Annotated in this window: 15 protein-coding genes and 2 pseudogenes; 13 read left to right on the top strand and 4 right to left on the bottom strand. The window is 46.7% G+C overall.

The window, feature by feature from the left end; genetic code table 11:
- Positions 1-223 precede the first annotated feature (223 nt).
- Positions 224-2032, top strand: coding sequence for an MBL fold metallo-hydrolase (locus ACFPYJ_RS06855; protein WP_379187340.1), 1809 nt, complete (start codon positions 224-226; stop codon positions 2030-2032).
- A gap of 62 nt (positions 2033-2094) precedes the next feature.
- Positions 2095-3006 carry a phosphotransferase family protein gene (locus ACFPYJ_RS06850; RefSeq protein ID WP_379187339.1) on the top strand — a complete coding sequence of 304 codons (912 nt, stop codon included), beginning with the start codon at positions 2095-2097 and terminating at the stop codon, positions 3004-3006.
- Between the two features lie 89 nt (positions 3007-3095).
- Here ACFPYJ_RS06850 and murA read toward each other — a convergent pair whose 3' ends face one another.
- Positions 3096-4406, bottom strand: a complete 1311-nt coding sequence (gene murA, locus ACFPYJ_RS06845; protein ID WP_379187338.1) for a UDP-N-acetylglucosamine 1-carboxyvinyltransferase — start codon at positions 4404-4406, stop codon at positions 3096-3098.
- Between the two features lie 499 nt (positions 4407-4905).
- Here murA and ACFPYJ_RS06840 point away from each other — a divergent pair, with 499 nt between their 5' ends.
- Positions 4906-6315 (top strand): aminotransferase-like domain-containing protein, encoded by a 1410-nt coding sequence (locus tag ACFPYJ_RS06840; protein WP_379187337.1) that lies wholly within the window; start codon positions 4906-4908, stop codon positions 6313-6315.
- Between the two features lie 546 nt (positions 6316-6861).
- Here ACFPYJ_RS06840 and ACFPYJ_RS06835 read toward each other — a convergent pair.
- A pseudogene (locus ACFPYJ_RS06835) lies at positions 6862-7035 on the bottom strand (small acid-soluble spore protein H); the annotation flags it as partial.
- Between the two features lie 191 nt (positions 7036-7226).
- On the opposite strand from ACFPYJ_RS06835, the gene ACFPYJ_RS06830 reads away from it, so the two are divergent.
- Positions 7227-9305, top strand: coding sequence for a transglycosylase domain-containing protein (locus tag ACFPYJ_RS06830; RefSeq protein ID WP_379187336.1), 2079 nt, complete (start codon positions 7227-7229; stop codon positions 9303-9305).
- A 397-nt stretch (positions 9306-9702) separates the two neighbouring features.
- Complete coding sequence (locus ACFPYJ_RS06825; protein WP_379187335.1) at positions 9703-11445, top strand: ABC transporter ATP-binding protein; 1743 nt, start codon at positions 9703-9705, stop codon at positions 11443-11445.
- Positions 11446-11519: 74 nt separating this feature from the next.
- On the opposite strand, the pseudogene ACFPYJ_RS06820 reads toward ACFPYJ_RS06825, so the two are convergent.
- A pseudogene (locus ACFPYJ_RS06820) lies at positions 11520-11746 on the bottom strand (N-ethylammeline chlorohydrolase); the annotation flags it as partial.
- A 236-nt stretch (positions 11747-11982) separates the two neighbouring features.
- Between ACFPYJ_RS06820 and ACFPYJ_RS06815 the strand changes: the two are divergent.
- From ACFPYJ_RS06815 to ACFPYJ_RS06785, 7 genes are all read left to right on the top strand, one after another.
- Positions 11983-13011, top strand: coding sequence for a LacI family DNA-binding transcriptional regulator (locus tag ACFPYJ_RS06815; RefSeq protein WP_379187334.1), 1029 nt, complete (start codon positions 11983-11985; stop codon positions 13009-13011).
- A gap of 30 nt (positions 13012-13041) precedes the next feature.
- Complete coding sequence (locus ACFPYJ_RS06810) at positions 13042-13866, top strand: ABC transporter permease (protein WP_379187332.1); 825 nt, start codon at positions 13042-13044, stop codon at positions 13864-13866.
- A gap of 33 nt (positions 13867-13899) precedes the next feature.
- Positions 13900-14931 carry an ABC transporter ATP-binding protein gene (locus ACFPYJ_RS06805; RefSeq protein ID WP_379187331.1) on the top strand — a complete coding sequence of 344 codons (1032 nt, stop codon included), beginning with the start codon at positions 13900-13902 and terminating at the stop codon, positions 14929-14931.
- A gap of 26 nt (positions 14932-14957) precedes the next feature.
- Positions 14958-16136 carry an extracellular solute-binding protein gene (locus ACFPYJ_RS06800; protein ID WP_379187330.1) on the top strand — a complete coding sequence of 393 codons (1179 nt, stop codon included), beginning with the start codon at positions 14958-14960 and terminating at the stop codon, positions 16134-16136.
- Positions 16133-16975 carry an ABC transporter permease gene (locus ACFPYJ_RS06795; protein ID WP_379187329.1) on the top strand — a complete coding sequence of 281 codons (843 nt, stop codon included), beginning with the start codon at positions 16133-16135 and terminating at the stop codon, positions 16973-16975. The genes ACFPYJ_RS06800 and ACFPYJ_RS06795 overlap by 4 nt, the downstream gene beginning before the upstream one ends.
- Positions 16976-17184: 209 nt before the next feature.
- Complete coding sequence (locus tag ACFPYJ_RS06790) at positions 17185-17949, top strand: glycerophosphodiester phosphodiesterase (RefSeq protein ID WP_379187328.1); 765 nt, start codon at positions 17185-17187, stop codon at positions 17947-17949.
- Positions 17946-18857: a hypothetical protein gene (locus ACFPYJ_RS06785; RefSeq protein WP_379187327.1), complete on the top strand. Its 912-nt coding sequence runs from the start codon at positions 17946-17948 to the stop codon at positions 18855-18857. The genes ACFPYJ_RS06790 and ACFPYJ_RS06785 overlap by 4 nt, the downstream gene beginning before the upstream one ends.
- Before the next feature lie 121 nt (positions 18858-18978).
- Here ACFPYJ_RS06785 and ACFPYJ_RS06780 read toward each other — a convergent pair whose 3' ends face one another.
- On the bottom strand, positions 18979-20562 hold the full coding sequence (locus ACFPYJ_RS06780) for a GxGYxYP domain-containing protein (RefSeq protein WP_379187325.1): 1584 nt from the start codon (positions 20560-20562) through the stop codon (positions 18979-18981).
- A 282-nt stretch (positions 20563-20844) separates the two neighbouring features.
- Here ACFPYJ_RS06780 and ACFPYJ_RS06775 point away from each other — a divergent pair, with 282 nt between their 5' ends.
- A complete protein-coding gene (locus tag ACFPYJ_RS06775; protein WP_379187324.1) occupies positions 20845-21285 on the top strand; it encodes a GNAT family N-acetyltransferase in 441 nt (146 codons plus the stop codon).
- The last annotated feature ends 63 nt before the right edge of the window (positions 21286-21348 follow it).

Raw genomic sequence — 21348 nt, 5'->3', positions numbered from 1 at the left:
GATACCCTCCCTCGAAGTGGAGGTAAGGTATCCTGTTTATAAGATTTGGACTTTTTCAGTGGCCTCGTCTATGCCCCTCTATATTTTTATGAACGGACAACTTGGAATTCATTCGAAAACGTAAAAGGATATCAAACGATTATGGTGAATTTATACAAGAAGTCCTAGGATAAGTAATGTTGTTAATAAACGAATCATAATTGACGGTGAAGGAGCAGATGTTGTGCTGAGAAAACTCACAGAACATTTATTTCAACATGAAGATACTTGCATGGTTTACGTTATCAAAAATGGTCCAGAGGCCATACTCATTGATTTCGGATCAGGAGCCATTTTGGATGACCTTAGATCCATCGGCGTAGAGCAAGTAACCGACATCCTCATGACCCATCATCATCGGGATCAAGGCCAGCAATTAGACAAAGCGATCGCGGCAGGAGCGAGACTATGGGTGCCGCATCATGAGCAGGATCTGTTTTCGAACGTCGATCTTCACTGGTATGGACGCGAAATTTATAACAATTATAACGTTCGTCAGGATAAATTCTCTATACTTGAACCGGTTCCGATAGACGGTACGCTTAAGGACCATTCTGTGCACATTTTTGGAGGACGTACGTTTACAATTGTACCTACGCCTGGACATACGATCGGTTCAGTTTCGATTGTTACGGAGGTGGATGGCAAAAGGATCGCATTCACAGGCGATTTGATTGCCGCCCCCGGCAAGGTCTGGTCCATGTCCGCAACACAGTGGACCTATAACGGCAGCGATGGTGTCATAAGCACCCTATTATCCGTGTCGGATCTACGTGGGATGGAACTTCACATGCTGCTGCCATCGCACGGGGAAGTGATGAATAACCCCGCTTCAGCGTTCGATCCTCTGATAAGCAACTTGAAGCAGCTGCTCCAATTGCGTAATGAATACTCGATCATCGAGCAAATCCTAGAACCCGAATATGTGGAAATTACACCTCATTTGGTATGGAATAACCGCTCCTTTGCCAATTCCTATGCACTCATATCGGAAAGCGGCAAGGCGCTTATAATCGACTATGGGTACCCCAATTTCCATCAAACTTTCTATGCAGGCACGGATCGCTCCTCACGTCGTCCGTCAATAAGACCCATCGAACAGTTAAAGAAGCGCTATAATCTCACCCAGATCGACGTTGTCATGCCAACTCATTATCATGACGATCATATTGCCGGTTTTAATCTATTGCGGGATGTTGAAGGCACCAAGACATGGGTAGCAGAAAGTTTTGCCGATCTTCTCGAAAACCCTTCGGACTATGACGTTCCATGCATCTGGTACGATCCAATTCCGGTTGATCGCAAGCTGCCGCTCGAAGTGCCTATCGTGTGGGAAGAATACGAGTTTCGGTTATACGAGCAGCCAGGGCATACGCTGTATGCCGTCGCTATTGCATTTGAAGTGGATGGAAAGCGAATTGTAGCTATCGGAGATCAACAAGGCGATGATGGATACCTGAACAATTATGTCTATAAGAACAAATTCCGTTCCCATGATTTTATTCTAAGCGCTGAGCTCTACCGCAAACTTAATCCCGATGTCATCATTTCCGGACACTGGGATCCTCTTCAAGTGACAGATGACTACTTGGACAAGCTTGCTCGCGATGGGGAAAGCTTGAAGAAACTCCACGATGCACTGCTTCCCACTGAGACGATCGATATGGGAGCCGAAGGCTTCTGCGGTTGGATCAATCCTTACCAGATCGAGATAAATGGCGGGGAGACGGCCGAAATTACAGTAGAAGTGTTAAATCCATTGCCCAGTAGGGAAAAGGTCATCGTCCAAATGATCGCTACTGCAGGTTTGGAGTTTGAAGCAGAAGAGCAGCAGCTTGAGCTAAACCCGCATGAAATCGGAACAATCCGATTTCATGTGACGGCTCCCACTGGCACAGCGATCAAACGAGCGCGAATCGCCGCCGACATTACGATCGGGAAGCGTATGATGGGGCAACAAGCCGAGGCCTTGGTAACGGTGGTTCATTTATAGATCGGAGGCCATACAATAATGAACCGCCCGGTACGTCATTCAGCAAACTAGGAGGCTCCACTATGGAGGATTTTATGCAAACGGCGTACCGTTTTGTGAAGGCCCGCTTCGGTGAACATGTCAAAAATCTTATGCCTCTCGCTGCCGGCGATTGGTCGAAAGCCTATTCCTTCATGCTCGAAGGGCATGAAAGGGTTATCCGCTTCGGTGCCTATCTGGACGACTTTGAGAAGGATCGTGTGATGGGTAATTTTTCCTCGGACACACTTCCAATTCCTAGGGTTCTTGAGGTTGGCGAGACGGAGGGCGGCTTCTACGCCGTATCCGAGCGAGTTTCGGGCAAGCATCTCGATGAGCTGAACGGGCCTGAGATACGACTTGTTCTGCCGCAATTGTTCGACGCTCTCTATGAACTTCAGAAACTTGACCTCACAGACACACAGAGAGTTGGCATTTGGCGTCCAGATGGGACTGGTCCAAGCTGGGGGTCCGTCCTTCTCTCTGTGGCTGAGCCCCGGGATCGACTAGCGGGCTGGCGCGAGCGACTTGACGCCTCGCCTCAGGAGGCACGGGTCTTCGATGCCGGAATAGAAAAGCTGCGTCAGCTCGCACCGCAGCTTCCGGAGTACCGAGGAATCGTCCACAACGACCTCTTGAACCGAAACGTACTGGTGGACGGAGGGAGGCTAACCGGGGTAATCGACTGGGGGAATGCGTTCTATGGTGATCCTCTCTACGACAACGCTTGGTTTCTTTACTGGTGGCCTTGGTATCCGAAATGGCAGGAGATTGACTTAGAGGAAATTCTGGACCGCCACTGGGACAAGCACGGGGGCCGGCCCGCACAGATGGAAGAGCGTCTTCTCTGCTGCCTTATCCACATCGGCCTCGACCATATCGCCTACTGCGCTTTCAGGCAACGCACAGAGGATATGAAACGCCACGCTAAGCAATTGTTGACCTTCATAATCTAAGACGGAATACCCAAAAGCTAATGTAACAAATGTACAATAGCTCCATACTCGCAGGCGCAGCTTTTCACCTGGATGCGATGGATGTCTAATTAGGATGGAGTTACACTCGACGCATGCAGCATCTCCATATTACCCTCATTAGAATCGATGATTTCGATCTTCGCCCCTAATGATCGGAAGGTTGCGACGATGTTCTCATAGCCTCTTTCAATATGCTGAACACCGGTAATCTTCGTAACGCCTTCCGCGGCTAAGCCTGCGAGCAGAAGACAAATACCAGCACGAATATCGGTCGCATGAACCAGATTGCCATGCAGTGGAACACCGCCTTTGATAAAGGCGGTACCCGAGCGAAGATCTATATCAGCCCCCATTCTTCTTAATTGGAGGACATGATTGAATCGTTTGGGATAAACCCTGTCGCTGATGATGCTTTTTCCGGGTGCTTGTGTTAGCAAAGCCGTTAACGGCTGCTGCAAATCGGTAGCAAATCCTGGATACATGGCTGTTCGGACCCTTGTTGCTTTTAATTTGCCTGTTGAAAAAGCCGTTATCGATTGGTTATTGGCACTGAGCTCAATTTGCAAACCAATTTCGTTTAATTTGGCAATACAAGCGCCTAGATGCTCTGGAATTACATCTTCGACCGTGATGGTTCCGCCGGTTACACCTGCTGCAATTAAGAATGCTCCCGCAATTAGACGGTCCGGTATCACAGTATACGAACAGCCTCTTAGGTGGCGCACACCTTCAATTCGAATGGTGTCCGTTCCGGCTCCGCTGATTTTGGCTCCCATCTGATTCAATAAATTGGCGGTATCGACGACCTCCGGATCCTGCGCGGCATTACGCAATACCGTTGTTCCCTTTGCTCGAACGGCTGCCAACATAATATTGATGGTCGCGCCTGACGTAATCATATCAAAATATATATCCGCGCCTCTTAATTCCTTCACCGCCACCTCATAATAATCTTGGTGAAAGTGAAAGTCAGCCCCCATAGCTTTGAGTGCCTTAATATGCTGATCGATAGGCCGACTCACGAAATCATCGCCGCCAGGATAACCCAAAGTAACTTTTCCGCACTTGGCTAGCAACGCCCCGACAAAATAATAAGCGGTTCGAAACATAGACGCTTTCAACGGATCAATCGAGGCTTGTCTTACATGGCTTGGATCAATAAAAACATCACCAGATGACTCGCGGAGCATACGGATGTCCATTTCCTCCGCAATTTTGCATATGACTCCAAAGTCTGCGATCTCAGGTATGCCTGCTAATCTTACCGGCTCATCCGATAAACAGGAGGCCGCCAATAAAGCTAATGAGCTATTTTTGGAGCCTGGAATTTTCACATTTCCACTCAAGCTTGTAGAGCGTTCTACTTGGAGCCATTTCATCGGAATCCCTCTTTCTTTGTTCTACAGACCAGACCCTGCTGAGTCCGATTCCACTGTTGCAATAACGACTTTCACGCCTTTGATTTGCTATGTCTTGAATCGCTTCTTGATCGCTGCTTCGTCGGTACTAGCGAAATCTACTTATTTAGATAAGATGGTTCTCGTATATATATCCAGACCTAAATTTTTCATGGATAGCGAGCCCTATTTCCTATGGGAAATCGCGCTAACCGCGCGCACAAAAGCCGCTCCAACCGGAGAAGCCGTACGGCTCTATGATATCCCGCCGCCTGTCATTGTTTGATCGCTACCGGCTCGATCATATTCTTATGGCAGGGGATAACTTATCATGGCATAGTGAATACCAGCTCCGCCAATAAAAATTTTCTCATTTTCTTGAATATCTAGAGTCTCGCAGACGTTTCCGAGGGGATAATTGCCATCCAAACCATACAATATTATACTTGTTTGGCGTACATTAATGATGAAGGGTGATCGTATGCCATTCAATTCGTTTGATAATTATCCCATGAGTTGGAAGCCGGATATGAACCATTTAACTGCCCCCCTCTATGTATCCATTGCCGAGATGCTCGAAAAGGATATTAAGGAGGGATTATTATCCCCGGGGACTAAACTGCCTCCCCAAAGGGAATTGGCTGATTTTCTCGATGTTAATTTGAGTACGATATCAAAAGCGTTTAAGATCTGTGAGCAAAAGGGACTGATCGGTGCAACGGTAGGGAGAGGAACGTTCGTATCTTCTGATGTGGGTGTCAATAAAATGCTATTGCCGAATCACAACCTGCCTGGTGTGATCGAGCTTGGTTCAATATTTCCTGAGCATACGTTGAATAATGAGATTGCAAGCCATATGAAGAAGATGGTTTTGGAGCCCGGTTTTGGCGACCTGTTTGGGTACGGACACCCGGAGGGAAGCATCTGGCAGAAGGAAGCCGCCGTTAAGCTGATTGGAAAAGCGAACTTCGAAACAGAGCCGCAGCAGATCCTCTTGGCAAGCGGTGGGCAGAACGCAATAATGGCTATTCTTGCTGGGCTATTCAAGCCAGGCGATAAAATCGGCACGGATCCTCTCACGTACCCGGGCATTAAGACTGCAGCCAGTATGCTGGGGATTCAACTTGTGGCGATCCATCATGCCAATAACGAAATTACGCAAGAAGGGCTGCTTTACGCATGCAAGAATGAAAATATTAAAGGGCTGTATCTGATCCCCGACTTCCATAACCCCACTACACATACCATGTCTGCTGAAACAAGAAGAATGATTGCCGAGGTTGCCGTTAAGGAAGATTTGATCGTGATTGAGGATGCCATTCACAGCCTGCTTCATGAGAATCCTCCGGCTCCTATTGCCGCCTTTGCCCCAGAAAAGGTGCTTTATGTATGCAGTGTCTCGAAGGTCATTTCTCCGGGGCTGAGACTTGCCTATATCGTAACGCCGGAGGCATTCAAGAAGAAGCTGTCAGCCGCTCTATATAATATGAATATATCTGTGCCGCCGATGATGACGGAATTCTCTGCGCGGATCATCAATAACGGCATTGCGGATACCATTTTAGATAAACGTCGTGCTTATTCGAGGGAACGAAACGAGGTTATTAAACCATATTTGGGTGATTACGAGATGTTGGGAGCACCTGAAAGCAGCTTCAGGTGGCTAATTCTTCCTGATTATACAACGGGCAAAGATTTTGAGCTGCGCGCCTATCAAGCCGGGGTGCAGGTTTACGGATCGGAGCGGTTTGCTGTAGGGACCGCAATGCCTCAGAGCGGTGTAAGACTGGCAATTACAGCAACGGAAAATACCAAGCAATTAAGAGAAGCGGTTAAAATCATCAGAGCACTGTTGGAAAATGAAGCCGATGATCGACTTTCCTTGATTTAAATCATAATTGCATGTCATACAATTATGTATTTGATGGCATACAATAAATTAAATGTCAATGAGGACCCTGTATTGCAGGCTTGTCGGTGAACGGGTAACGATAAGTGGCCGGGCCGTACTATATTCGATTGCTGAGCTTCAATTAAACGGTAATTAGCAACTATTTCTTCCGCGACACAAAAAAACTCATGGAAGCAGCCAACTGGACGAATTTTCATGAGCAGTTTATTCATGTTTCCAGTAACCGTGCTCCGAACGAGGAAGAAACGACCGTTCTAATGGCCACACTTATGGTAATGGGGTAATGGGGACGAACATTATTTGAACCCAACTGGTTAAACGAGGATAGAACGGCAGGTACGTTCACCGAAGTCGTCATTTTGGATAAAGACCGGAATGAGAAGTAAGAATCGTGGATATAACGATGAAGGAGCTGCCGCGGCAGCTCCATTTTCATTTTCGCAAGATTAAAACAACCATTCAATCGATTCAATCGCGGTTAGTCGCACAGTTCATATGTATACCCTCCGATGTGAATGGAGTACTCTCCATTAAACTGCTGAGAGGTACATTTTCTTCGTTCTCCGGTTGATCGAGTGGGTAAATTCTAGCCGTTTCGTTATTGGGGTCAACATGTTGGATATAGATCGGTGCTCCATTATAAGTCACATCGACCATGGTCGATGATTCGGCTATCTCTTGAGCTCGCTGCGTATTCATAATTGTGGCCTCCTTGGTTAAAGTTAGTTACATTGTTTGCGGATATGAACGGAGATATTCAAATCTTCATTGACCATTTTCAAGCCGGAATCAGATTAATTTGGGCCGAACGCACTAAAAATCGGTTTCCTCTGCGAAATATTAACTGTACTGAGTGTGTAGATTGATAGGAAGAGCTTGGAGGCAGTTGTATGAAACCGATCATCAAAGAGAAATCAAAGAAACGAATAGCGTGGAAAAAGGTCATCATTACCGTTGTTCTGGCGGGAATCCTGTTCGTCGCCGCAGGTTGGGCTGTATTTGGCATGATGGTTGCAAGGCAGGATATTTCCCTGCTCGCGAAGCCGCTGCCTGCAGCAACGATTATATATGATCAGCAAGAGAAGGAAGCGAGCCGGATTTCGCTGAATACCTACGAGGCCGTGAGCTATGACACCTTGCCGAAGCACCTGGTAGATGCAGTGGTAGCTGTGGAGGATAAACGATTCTTCGAGCATGACGGGACGGATATTTGGGGGATCGGACGTGCGCTCGTTACCAACCTTGTGAATGATAAAACGGTACAGGGTGCGAGTACAATTACGCAGCAGCTGGCTAAAAACGTCTTTCTATCCCAAGAGCGAACGTGGTCACGGAAATGGAACGAAGTTCTGCTGGCCAAAAAAATCGAGGAAAATTACGATAAGAAGCAAATCATTGAAAAGTATCTCAATCAAATTTATTTCGGAGAAGGAGCTTGGGGAATCAAGCGGGCAGCGGAAACCTACTTCGGCAAAAAGGTTAATCAGCTGACGCTTTCGGAGTCGGCTATGCTGGCAGGTATCATCAGAGCGCCTTCTGCGCTTTCTCCTCTCAAGCATCTGGATAAAGCCAAGGAACGCCGCAATGTTGCGCTTCAGCTTATGAAGGAACAAGGAAAAATAAGCGCAAGCATGTATGATTCGGCAATCCGTGCACCAATCAAACTGCGCAGCTCCAAGCCAAGCGGCGAAAATGCCTTCAAATACCCTTATTACGTAGATCAGATCATTCGTGAAGCATCTGACCTATACGGATTGACAGAGAATGAAGTGCTGCATGGCGGACTGCGAATCTACACGACGCTCGATACGAAAATGCAGCAGGCTGCCGAACGTGTTTACGCGCAGGAATCATTGTTTCCTGAAAGCAAAGCGGATCAGCTCATCCAAAGCGGCGCTGTTCTTGTCGATCCGCGTGACGGCGGAATCAAAGCGCTTATTGGCGGGCGGGGCAAGCAGCCGTTTCGCGGATTTAACCGCGCGGTGCAGCTGAAACGTCAGCCCGGTTCCACGATGAAGCCGATCTCGGTATATACGCCGGCATTTGAGCAAGGCTATAGTCCCGATGATCATATCTTGGATGAGCCGGTCGATTTCGGAGGCTATCAACCGAAGAATGCCGGAGGGGCGTACCATGGAGATGTATCGATCTATGATGCGATCGTACATTCCTACAATGTGCCGGCTGTTAAAATACTGAATGAAATCGGTATCGATGCCGGCATGGATGCATCAAATCGATTCGGAATTGAGCTTACGGATGCGGACCGTACACTCGGCCTGGCGCTAGGCGGTCTGCAGGAGGGTGTTTCGCCACTGGATATGGCCGAAGCATTCGGCGTGTTTGCAAATGACGGGACTCGAATGCCGGCGCATTCGATTATCCGTATTGAATCCGCAGACGGTGAGATATTGGCGGAAGCTGCTGAGAATACAGGGAAAAAAACGACGGAACCGTCAGTGGCCCGCACGATGACGTCTGTGCTTGAAGGTGTTGTTCGGGAAGGTACGGGAGAGGCGGCTGCACTTGAGGATCGCCCGGTCGCCGGTAAGACGGGAACAACGGAAATGCCGGGTACCGGGGGGGAGGGGGCCAAAGACAACTGGTTTGTCGGTTATACGCCTCAGCTTGTCGGAGCCGTTTGGCTTGGTTACGACCATACGGATGGGAACCATTATTTAACGACGACATCGAAGGCTGCGGCAGCCGTCTTCCAGGAGCTAATGAGCGAAGCGCTTAAAGGCGAACCGGTCATCGCTTTCCCTAAAGCTCCAGGCATTTCGGGGAAGAAACAGGATAAATCTAAAGACGGTGAGAAAGAGGAGAAGAAGTCTAAGTCCGATAAAGACAGCGATAATTCCAATAAAGATCACGGTAAGTCCGATAAAGACCGCGATAAGAAAGACGAGGATCGATCGCAAGACCGCAAGCACGGAAACAAGGACAAAGGCAAGAGGAACGACGATTGACAGGCAGCGGCTCACGATTAGACTGTGCGCTAGTGCCGGTTATCTGTACCTCAACTTTCATACTTCCTATTTAATCGAGCAGGCTGCAGAAGCAGCCTGCTTTATTATTAGCGGGACCTCTAAGATTGCTTAATCTAATGAGGATTTTCTTGGATTCAAAAAGGCAGTAATTGGTCCATAGAAGATGGAGAAAGATGTGTCCGATGATTATATCCTGTGGTAAAATCAGGATATAGGCAATGCTATTGCTTATACCGCAGGTTTTAACTGCGATATAATAAAAGACAAGAGAAAGGATGTTAAAAATGAAAAAAACACTAAAAATAAAAAGAAAAATGAATATCATTTGGAGGGCAGCTATAAGATAAACCCTCCAAAATAATGGAGGAGAATAGATTTGAATTCCCGATTTAAGAAGTTTATATCCTATTACAAACCCTATTTAGGATTGTTTTATGCAGATATGGCATGTGCGTTTGTTGTATCAGTTATTACACTGGTACTCCCATTGTGTATAAGATACATCACTAAAAATGTATTAGAGGGAAATACGCCCAATTCGCTCAACCAAATTTATATGATGGGCGCTGTCATGTTTGCATTGGTTGCCGTTCATACTTTTTGCAACATGTTTATTTCCTATCAGGGGCATATGATGGGAGCTATGATGGAAAGCGATATGCGCAGTGATTTATTTGAACATTATCAAAAACTATCATTTCGTTTTTATGATGAACAAAAAACAGGTCAGTTAATGACCCGGATCACAAATGATTCGCTGTCGCTTTCTGAACTCTATCATCATGGTCCTGAAGATATCGCCATCTCATTAATAAAGTTTGTCGGTGCATTTATCATATTAATCAATATTAACGTTAAGCTGACCTTGATCGTCTTTCTCTTTTTACCAATCATGGCTGTTTTCGCGTTCTATTTTAATAAGAAGATGAATATTGCGTTAAGAACAAGCAAGGATAGAATCGGCGATATCAACGCACAAGTTGAAGATACCCTTTCAGGCATCAGAGTGGTAAAGTCATTTACAAACGAACAGATCGAAAAAGAGAAGTTCGCTTACGAAAACAACCGTTTTATTCACAGCAGAAGAGAGAGCTATAAAAGTGAGACTTACTTTCATGAAGGGTTAATTGCGTTCACACAGCTCATTACCATTGCCGTTATCATCTTCGGCGGAGCTGCTATTGTTCATGCTTCTTTGGATTTAGCTGATTTGCTGACTTTTTTATTATGTATCGGTATCCTCATCGAGCCCATTCAGCGATTGGTTAATTTCGCCAGACTGTATCAAGAAGGAGTTACAAGCTTTGCCCGGTTCATGGATATTATGGAGCTCGAGCCGGATATACAAGACTCAGCAGATGCAATTGAGCTTTCACACGTTCAGGGCAATGTGGAATTTATAGATGTGAGCTTCAAGTATAAAGAAGATTATGACGATGTTCTGAAGAACGTATCTCTGGATATAAAAGTCGGAGAATATGTTGCATTTGTGGGGACTTCAGGCGTCGGTAAAACAACGCTATGTTCTTTAATCCCTCGCTTTTATGAAGCAAACCAAGGGGAGATCCTTCTCGATGGTAAGAATATCAGAGATATTAGCTTACGATCCTTAAGAAGTAACATAGGCATTGTCCAGCAAGATGTGTATTTGTTTGCCGGAACAGTCGCAGACAATATCCGTTACGGTAGAATTGATGCAAGCAAGGAAGAAATCATTGAAGCAGCCAAAAAGGCGAATGCCCATGATTTTATCATACAGTTACCGGAGGGGTACGATACGGATATTGGTCAACGTGGCGTCAAATTATCCGGAGGGCAAAAGCAAAGGCTAAGCATTGCACGCGTTTTCTTGAAAAATCCGCCTGTTATCATTTTTGATGAAGCGACAAGTGCTCTGGATAATGAAAGTGAAAGGGCCGTTCAAGATTCATTGGAGAAGCTAACCGACAACCGCACAACCCTTGTCATAGCCCATCGTTTGTCAACAGTCCGAAATGCGCAGCGAATTGTTGTATTAACGGATAACGGGATTGAAGAACAAGGAACGCATGAAGAGCTAATCGCATTGGATGGCACCTATGCGAATCTATACAACGTGCAATTAGAATTAAAAATGTAAGACGGATTATTGCAGATTGATACAATGAAAGGCTGTCGAGCAAGTCTCGGCAGCTTTTTTGTGTACGCTTATTGAAAGACCAGTCCGCGGCAGAGAGAGGCGCGAATGACTGAGTAGCTAACGGCCCTGGAAATGTGATCCATATGAATATACATATCGGCAAAGGTTGTGCAATGCTGAGCATAGAACCCCATTAAATGTCCTCTTCCGTCATGTTCGCTTCCGCGGGCAGCATTTTCTTATCAAGCCAATCCATCAGACGAAGATCGTCGCTGTTAGACCGCAGAAGCGACATCGGGGTTTGCTATAACGCAGCCGCTCCCGTCACCATGAATTAAACAACACTCCCATCATTCATAAAAGGACAATTGACCAATTTAAAAAATACTTAATCCCCCCTTCTGTTTTGCGAGTTTGCCGGAGTTAGCTCTCATTGCTTCTTTACAATTCTTTATTTTGTGATTAACGTGGCTGGAACAATTCAGAATTATTATAGGTGTGTGGGAACGGTCTCACATCGTGTGGAAACGATCCCACATGCAGGAAAGGGAGTGCGGCATGGACCTCACAATTAAAGAAATCGCGCTGCGGGCCGGTGTATCCAAATCAACCGTTTCACGAGTGATTTCCGGAAAAGGATACTCCAGCTTGGAGGTGCGCGATAAGGTGCTCCAGCTGATTGAAGAATTGCAATACAAGCCTAATGCAGTGGCTAGGGCGATGGTGTCTCAAAGAACGTACAACATCGGCGTACTTATTTATCGCCGGCATCATCCGATAGCGTCCCATCCTTTTTACGGCAAAATTCTCGATGCCATTTTGATGACTGCCGCAAGCTTGAACTATTCTGTTTTCGTTACGACGGATCATGAAATGTCACTGCGCTCCGCCGATTTTATGATGGAAAAAAGGGTGGATGGACTAATATTAATCAGCAGATTGCAGCAGAACGTCATTGATTACATTACTAACTTCGGGGTGCCGTACTTGATGGTTAATGGCTCGACGGAAGTTGACGGGGTCATCCACATTGTCAATCAAGACGAAGAAGGCGGACGGATGGCCGCCGAGCATCTGACAGATGCAGGGCACCGGCGCATATTCGTAATCGCCGGACCGCAGACGCATCGCAGCCACAATTTGAGGCTTAAGGGATTCACAAATTACCTGGCGCAAATCGGAGTTCCGATCCCACCCGGTGCAATTAGGTTTGCATCAACTTCCACCTTCGGAGAGGGATATGAGCTGATGAGCAGTGATTGGGAACAATTCAGCGCAGGCGGATATACGGCGATGTTCGCCACCAACGATATGATTGCACTTGGCGCTATGAAATTTATGCTGGAGCAGTCAGTAAGAATCCCTGAACAAATTGCCGTTGTCGGATTTGATGATATCGATTTCGCTGCCATGTTCTCACCCTCATTGACAACGATCAAAGTGGATACCGAGGAAATGGGGACACAAGCCATTAACCTGCTGGACAAGCTCATCCGGCAGGAGAAGAACATTGAGAACCCCAAGCAGCTAATGCCCAAATTGATTGTCCGCCAGTCAACTAAATAAATGCCCATGAATAGGAGTGTCTAAAGACGTATGCGCTGGTATTTAAATGCAGTAGGCTCACGGAAAATCATTGAATTTATCATACTCGTTGTGTTCGTCATCTTTTTCTTAGGTCCGCTGCTCAATCTCGCCATACTTGCTTTTACCGGGAATTGGAAATATCCGGATGTCCTGCCGCATCAATGGTCGCTGAAATGGTGGATGTTTGTATTCAAGCAGGAGGATATTGCGCAATCGATCAGCCTGTCCTTTATGATTGCAGCCATCGTGACGGCTCTATCCATTGTGCTTTGTATTCCGGCCGCCTATGCGTTTGCCCGCATCCGTTTTCCGCTGAGCCGCTTCTTCTTGTTCTCGTTTCTCCTGACACATGCCTTCCCGAAAATGGGGCTGTATGTATCGATAGCCGTGCTCTTCTACAAGCTCGGACTGATGAATACTTTGCTCGGGGTCGTATTGATCCATATGATCAATGTACTCATGTTCATGACCTGGATCCCAACGGCTGCTTTCCGCAATGTACATAAAGCTCAGGAGGAATCGGCGAGGGATGTGGGGGCAAGCCCGCTGCGGGTGTTCCGCAGCATTACTCTGCCGATGGCAATGCCCGGTATTATTGTAGCTTCGATCTTTACATTCTTGAACTCGCTTGATGAAGCGCAGGGCACCTTTATGGTAGGAATTCCTAATTACAAAACGATGCCGGTCGTCATGTACTCGATCATCAGCGATTATCCGGCTTATGCGGGTGCTGTATTTTCCATTATCCTGACAGCTCCGACCATCATTCTGCTGTTGGCTGCGCAGCGTTTTGTGAGCGCAGATATTATGTCCAGCGGCTTCCAGCTCAAATAATGACAGAACGATTAGCCAATTAAGGAGGCACTTATGGACATTCAGCTTTCCATTCAGCAATTGACGAAACGTTACCAGACAGGAGAAGGCGTAACCGGTATCTCCCTCGATGTTCGCAAGGGGGAGTTAATCACGCTGCTTGGCCCATCAGGCTGCGGTAAAACAACGGTCCTTCGCAGCATCGGAGGGTTTCTCGACCCGGATTCAGGCGAAATCCTCATTGAGGGGAAAAGCGTGCTTAAAGCGCCTCCGGAAAAACGTCCGACCTCCATGGTGTTTCAGGGCTACAATCTATGGCCGCATATGACGGTTTTTGACAACCTGGCATTCGGTCTCAAAATACGCAAGACGAAAAAGGCCGAAATCGATAAGGCAATAGAGGATGTGCTGGAGCTGGTTCGCTTACCTGGGGCAGAGCGCAAATATCCGGGGGAGCTCTCAGGCGGACAGCAGCAGCGCGTAGCGGTAGCAAGATCTTTGCTCCTGAAGCCTGCCGTTCTTTTGCTGGACGAACCTTTCTCCGCACTCGATGCCAAGCTCCGGCACGAGATGAGGGAGGAGCTGAGAGAAATTCAAGCCGAGACCGGCCTTACGATGGTGTTTGTGACGCATGATCAGGAAGAGGCGCTCTCGATTTCGGACCGCATTGTCGTCATGAATCAAGGGAATATCGAACAAATTGCTTCCCCGCAAGAAATTTACGATGAGCCGCGTACGCTTTTTGTTTCGCAGTTTATCGGCAAAATGAACTTTTTGAGAGGGGTGATTGCCGGCAATCAGGTAACCGTAGGCGAATGTAGGTTTCCAAACTCAAAAGATCTATCGGGTAACGTAAGGGTGGCCATCCGACCTGAAGATGTGTTGATTCATGGGAGAGAGGATCGAGGCTTAGCCGGTGTGATCAAACAGGTCATGGTGCTCGGGCATTATGCCGAAGTATCCATTGATTTAACGGGCTATGGTCCCATCCGGTCCTTTCAACCGCGTGATTTAGTCAAGGACCTTCATTCGGGTCAGCAAGTCAAGACAAGCTTCAAAAAAGCATTAGCCTATCCGGAAAACTAAGCACGATATCCCAAGGAGGAATTTACATGTTCCGCAAGAAAACCGCCATCGTCTGTATGACTCTGCTGACTTTTACCGCTGCTTTTATATCCGGCTGCGGCAGCAGCAAAGCAAATGAAGGTTCAACCAGCTCGCCCGGCAATACCTCGACCGAAGCAGTCGCTGCGGCAGAGCCTGTCAAATTCAATTTTTATTTTACCGGCTCGCAGAATGTGAAGGATTTGTGGGATACGCTGATTCCCATGTTCGAGAAAGAAAATGCGGATGTTAAAGTAAACCCGGTCTATATTCCATCGGGCACAGGCGCTCAACCAACCTATGACCGTATTACCGCTGCCAAACAAGCGGGCAAAGGCTCCGGCGATATCGATTTATATGAAGATGGCTTATCCTATGTGACGCGCGGACAAAAAGACGGCCTGTGGGATACGTTAAGCGCTGAGAGCATTAAAAACCTGGCAAATGTGGATGAGTCGACGCTAAAGGATATCAGCAATCTGGCTGTACCGTACCGTTCATCTGCGGTAGTATTAGCTTACAATAGCGACAAGGTTAAGACACCTCCAGCGAATCTGGATGAGCTGTATGATTGGATCAAGAAAAATCCGGAAAGATTCGCTTATAATGACCCGTCCACGGGCGGCTCCGGAGATTCTTTCGTGATGACAACTCTTTATAAATTCCTGCCTGAAGAAGCGATTCACAATTCAGATCCGAGCATCGAGAAGGATTGGGATCAAGGCTTTGCGCTGCTTAAGGATCTGGGCAAATCCGTTTACGGCAACGGTATTTATCCAAAGAAAAACCAAGGAACATTGGACTTGCTGACCAGCGGCGAAGTCGATATGATACCGGCATGGTCGGACATGGTACTGGATCAGACCGCCAAGGGACAGCTTCCGACAACAACCAAAATGGCGCAAATCTCGCCTGGATTTAATGGCGGCCCTACCTACTTAATGGTGCCGAAGCTATCGGATAAGAAGGACGCCGTCTACCAATTCCTGAACTTCGTTCTGTCTCCTGAAGCGCAGACCGTCATCGTGAACACGATGCATGGCTTCCCGGGAATCAAGCTTTCCAATATGTCGCAAGACATTCAAGACTCGTTCAAAGGGGCATCTGAAGGGTTCCGTTCATTCAATATCGGCGATCTGGACAAAGATATGACCAAACGCTGGCAAAGTGAAGTCGCTGCCCAATGAAGAAGGAGGTAAAAATGGGGATACTGGGGCTGCTTCTGGTGATCCCCTCTTTTTTATTGCTCTTTGTCACTGTGGTCGTGCCGATTATGACTTCTTTCAAAGAAAGCCTGACCAACAAGAACGGCGGCTACGATCTGTCCAATTACAAGTACCTGTTTACCGATAAGCTGATGCGTTCCAATATCGTGTTCACACTGGAAGTAACCGTCATTTCAGTTATTATCGTTATGGTTATCAGCTATGCGCTGGCCGCTTATATGAGGTTTAATAACGGTAAGATGGTGAAATGGATCCGCAATATGTACATGATTCCGATCTTCATCCCTTCCGTTATTGCTACGTACGGCTTAATTCAGCTGCTTGGCAACCATGGCTGGATATCCAGATGGCTGCTGCTGCTCGGCGGAGGGGAAATGCCGCGCATTATTTTCGACATGAAGGGCATTATCATTGCTAATTTATGGTTCAACATTCCGTTTACGACGATGCTGCTTGGGTCTGCCTTATCTGGAGTCCCGAATTCGGTCATTGAAAGCGCGAAGGATGTAGGCGCAGGCAGACTGCGTATCTTTACCCGCTTCATATTACCGCTGACCTACAAGACGATGCTTGTTGCGGTGACATTTGTGTTCATGGGCGTTATTGGCTCGTTTACCGCCCCCTTCTTGATCGGACCTAACGCTCCACAAATGCTGGGCGTGTCGATGGAGCAGATTTTCGGCGTCTTCCAGGACAAACAATTAGCTGCGGCAACAGCATTCTTTACGTTCCTGCTTTGCTCGCTGATGGGTTACTTTTATATTCGAAGCATGATTAAAGAAGAGAGCGTGCGATCATGATGAAACGATTAATTCTGGAAGTGGAGGGAAGCGTTCGGCCCGCTTGAACAAACCGTTAGTATTGAACAGCCCCATTATGTGATTGAAATTCCCGGCGATGATCTGATCTGGGTTCGGGCCGAGCTCAAGGGAACGGTTCGCGGAGCTCGCACCATGATCGCCTTTACCAATGCGATATATATGGACTATTGAAAGGGAGGTTATGTAGAATGAATCATCAATTCCCGCTCATCACCGCGCACTCCGGAAGCATGAACACAATGGATCATACGCTTCATTCCGTACAAACAGGGCTTGAACTCGGCGCTGACGTGGTGGAAGAGGATGTTAGGGTGACAAAGGACGGCATTCCGGTTTTGGCTCATGATGATGAATGGACTACGGTGGACAGCTTGAAATTGTTCATTTCGCAAACTACTTATGAAGATTTAAGAGAGCTGCAGTTTAAGTTCAATCAGGGGGAACACCGTGAAACGGTTCGGATCTGCAGGCTTGAAGAAATGCTTCCGCTCATCCAGGCTTCGGGTAAAGTCGTGAACCTGGACTTGAAGGTAGACGAAAGCATAGAGCCCGTTGCGGCCTTGGTAAGACAATATGGAATGTCGGAGCAGGTTTTCCTATCCGGATGTGAAAGAGATCGAGCGATGCTGGCCCAGCAATCGAATCCTGAAATGCGCAAACTGTTAAACACAGACACCAGCTTATTCAGAACGCTTCCGTACAGAAAGGCGATGGTTCAAACCTTCGAAGATGCGCTTGCCGCTTCTTGTTTCGGAATCAACATCAATCACAGCATCGTGCGCCAGGAGCTTATGGATTATGCGGCATCGCTAGGCCTGCCCATCTTTGTTTGGACCGTGAACGAAGTAGAATTGATGCGCCAATTCGCGGATATGGGCGCAGCTTCCATTACGACGAGAAATGTTGCTGCGCTTGTCCAATTGAAGCAAGAGAGGCTGAGTGAGCGATTATGATTGAAATTTATGCGCATGAATTCCAACGAATCAGTGAGACCCTTATATCCAAGATACAAAGCGGCGATGTGAAGGCGGACAGCGGCTATTATCATGCGGTTATCCCTGTATTGGAGCTGCTTCAGCAGGTTTGCCCGGAGCAAACCGAATTTACCGCTTGGCGGGCGGAGTATCACCATCTCGATGGAAATCTTCGGCGCGCTGGCGAGCAGTTTAAGCTGACATTGGAGCTTGCTCCGGCGCAGCCGCTGGAAGACCACGAAATTCGTTTGATGCGCCAATTTTGTCCCATTCTGCTCACGACGCCGCTTGAGTGTTTTCCTTTAAAGGATGTGGCGGCTGTTCACCATCCGACGCTTCCGCTGATCGGCTACCATTTGTTTTGGGAAGATGATTACGATTTCCCAGATGACTATGAGCCCTGCGATCATGAAGAAATTTGGGTGGCGTACGATCCGCGCACAGAATCTATCACGAATGTGCTGACCTTCTTCCACAGCACGGTCATTGAATCGCAGGCTGCCGTTCAGGAAGCGCAAGAGAACGGCGGCCGTCCCCTCGTGCGCATTGAATGGGGCAAGCATGGTTCGCTGCTCAAAGGGTGGGAGAAGTTGATGATTCCGCTCAAGGAAATCACGGGCATGGAGTGGATGCAGGAAACCTTCGAGCTTGTGAAAAGAGGCGGACGAGTCCCGGATCATCCCTTGAAGAGGCACTGGCCTAAAGGATTCGAAGGTTCTTTCGAAGACTATACCGACTTCTCGGTTCCTGTCGATCCGCTAACATTTTTCGATCAAAAGCCGCTTTTTTTCAAATCGCTTTGGGTCAATGCCATTTTATTTACAGAAGGATTATTATACAATTTTCATCCGAAAATGGAGTGGCCCGAACGCTTTCAGGGCATTTAGCCGCTGAAGGGGTGGACGAAATCGTCCACCCCTTATTTTTTCAGCCGGGCTCGCTTGGAAACAAAGATAAAGCAGACTTGTTTACGCAAACAAGCCTGCTTTATTCATCTCATTCCTGATTTTACTTTGCGTGGTTCTGCTTTACTAGTTTCACGTATTCGTCTGGTGTTACGACTTCAACATTTGGACTCAGCCCTTCAACAACGGTTTTGATATCAGAAAGGCTTTTCGTCCAGCAATGCACTAATACAAGCGTATAGCCATCGGCTGTCGTTGGACTCGCCGGCCTGGAGTTAATGTTTGTAATCAGCGTTTCTTCGTCGGTGATCCCATCCCATAATACATCTCTCTGAGCGATTACCGGTTTGTTATTGACCCATTGGATATCGCCGTGTGTTGTTTCTCCGTATCCGAAATAGAATAAGGCATCAATATTCGGCTTAGCTAAATACTTTTTCCAAATATCGGTACGGGTTAGCGCGCCTTGATCAAGTATTTCGCTAATTCGCAAATCTGCTTTGCCCATGTACGTATTCAGGTTATCTACATACGTATCGAGGTCACTTGAAGACATTTGGCTAGGGAAAATATAGCCGGTACCGCTAGGGCCAGCGATAAAGTGGTCTTTCACCTTGCCCTTGGTGGCATTCTCGTAATACCAACGCAATGCTGCCGGAGCGAGGTCAACTAAGGTCGGGCTTATGCCGTATCCAACGCTAAATTTTCCCCGATCGGGATTGTTGAAGTATTCATTCAATCCCCAGAGGTTCCAGGCTATGTTATCACCATCACTGATTACAAAGGTTACATAATGCTTCTTCTTCGTTATTGGATTGGAATAGGTCTGTTGTTTTAAGCCTTCTGTGCTGTAAATGCTGCTGAGAGCAGAGAGGTTAGGGGCCAAATCGGAAGGAATGGATGTAATGCCTTTCTGCGAAGCTTGTTCAATCATATCAAATTCGTTATTTCCATATCCCATCAGCGCGGATCCTTTGTTCAGACCGTTTAAGACTCCTTTGCGCCAATTTGTTACTCCGTCAAAAAAAGTAAATGAATTCGTTAACGCCGCATAATCGCGTAAATGATAATAGATCGATGTATTGAGTTCAGCTGCTATTGATTTGGAAAACAGGTTCTTGTAGTTGTCATAAGCCCATTTTTCATTCTTGCCCGAAACATCGAGGATTTTATTCGTTATTCCGATGGATCGTACGACCTCCTCTTGACTTTTATCGATAATCAAGGCGTTCATTGGACCGCTTAGCGAGGTTGCGACATTCAAAGAGGAAGCATTGTTGTTCATATCGTAGACGATATAACCTTTTACCTTGTCCTTGAAATGTTCGACAAGCAAAGGCCACGTTGAATATTGGTCATTCAATTTGATATTGTAGGTTGTGCTCATGTAGTTTTTCCAGGTTGCTCCCGGTCCGCCTTCGTCGATGAAAATCTGTTCGGAGGAGCTCTTGGCGACGATTCCCTGGAGTGCGGCCACGAGTACCTTATCTTCATTGTTCGTCAAATTGCTGGATGGGATAACGGCTAAAGATTTAAGAGGGGTTCCTTTGGGCAGCGACACACCGCTTCTATTGCCGGCATACGTAACGGATAAGGAAGATACGAGAAGCACGAGAACAACAATCGTGAAAGTGCTTACGATTTTTTTACCTTTAATCAAGTTCTTCCGCCTTTTTCCAATCACCACGAAATGTCCTCCTTCATAACAATTTTAGTTAGCGTTACTGTCTATCTATTATATCACCGCCTTTTGTTATATTGTATATAATAATATATTTGTTATGACTATGTGTCAATAGTATCAGATTCAACAGGGCAGGTCGATTTTCATTCTAAAAACCAATTAGATAAATGGTATATTTGATATAGTTTTAGGAATTTCCGCATCTAAATATGAGTTGAAAGAAATTATGATAAGATGAAATAGCAATTGCCCGGCAAATTCAAGATGGATTGGCGGTAGATAGAAGTGGTTACGATTAGAAAAGCAGATGAAAACGACCTTTCAAAAGTGGCCGGGTTATCGGAATTATGGCTTACGGAGTGTATCACCTACGGTTTGGGAGCAAATACCGAAGAATTGCTGAGGAACCATATCGGAGAATACTTCTGGGTGGCGGAAATCGGCTCTGAAGTTGTTGGTTATATTACCGGCAGTATTCACTTCAGCGATGGGTTGGCTGTCATTGAGCAAGGAGAGCGGTACATTGAAATCGATGAGGTATACGTTCACCCTGAATATCGGAATGAAGATATAGGACATTTGATGGTCGATAAGCTTCTTCAAACAGCGGAACGTAACGGGATTACTCGTTCAATCGTTTATTCAGCTAGTAAACAGTGGCAAAAAATAATTGGCTTTTATGAGAAACATGGTTTTAAAATGTGGTTTGTTCAAATGTACCGCTAAAATCGGTGCCTAACTCGACTTGCGGAAAAATGGCAATAGTAACCTCCAAGTAATTTGGTAAAC

The organism is Paenibacillus solisilvae, assembly GCF_042656405.1.
In the GTDB taxonomy this organism is placed as follows: Bacteria; Bacillota; Bacilli; order Paenibacillales; family Paenibacillaceae; genus Paenibacillus_Z; species Paenibacillus_Z solisilvae.
The sequence above is the reverse complement of the archived record's forward strand: the minus strand, read 5'-3'. Positions and strand labels throughout refer to the sequence as shown.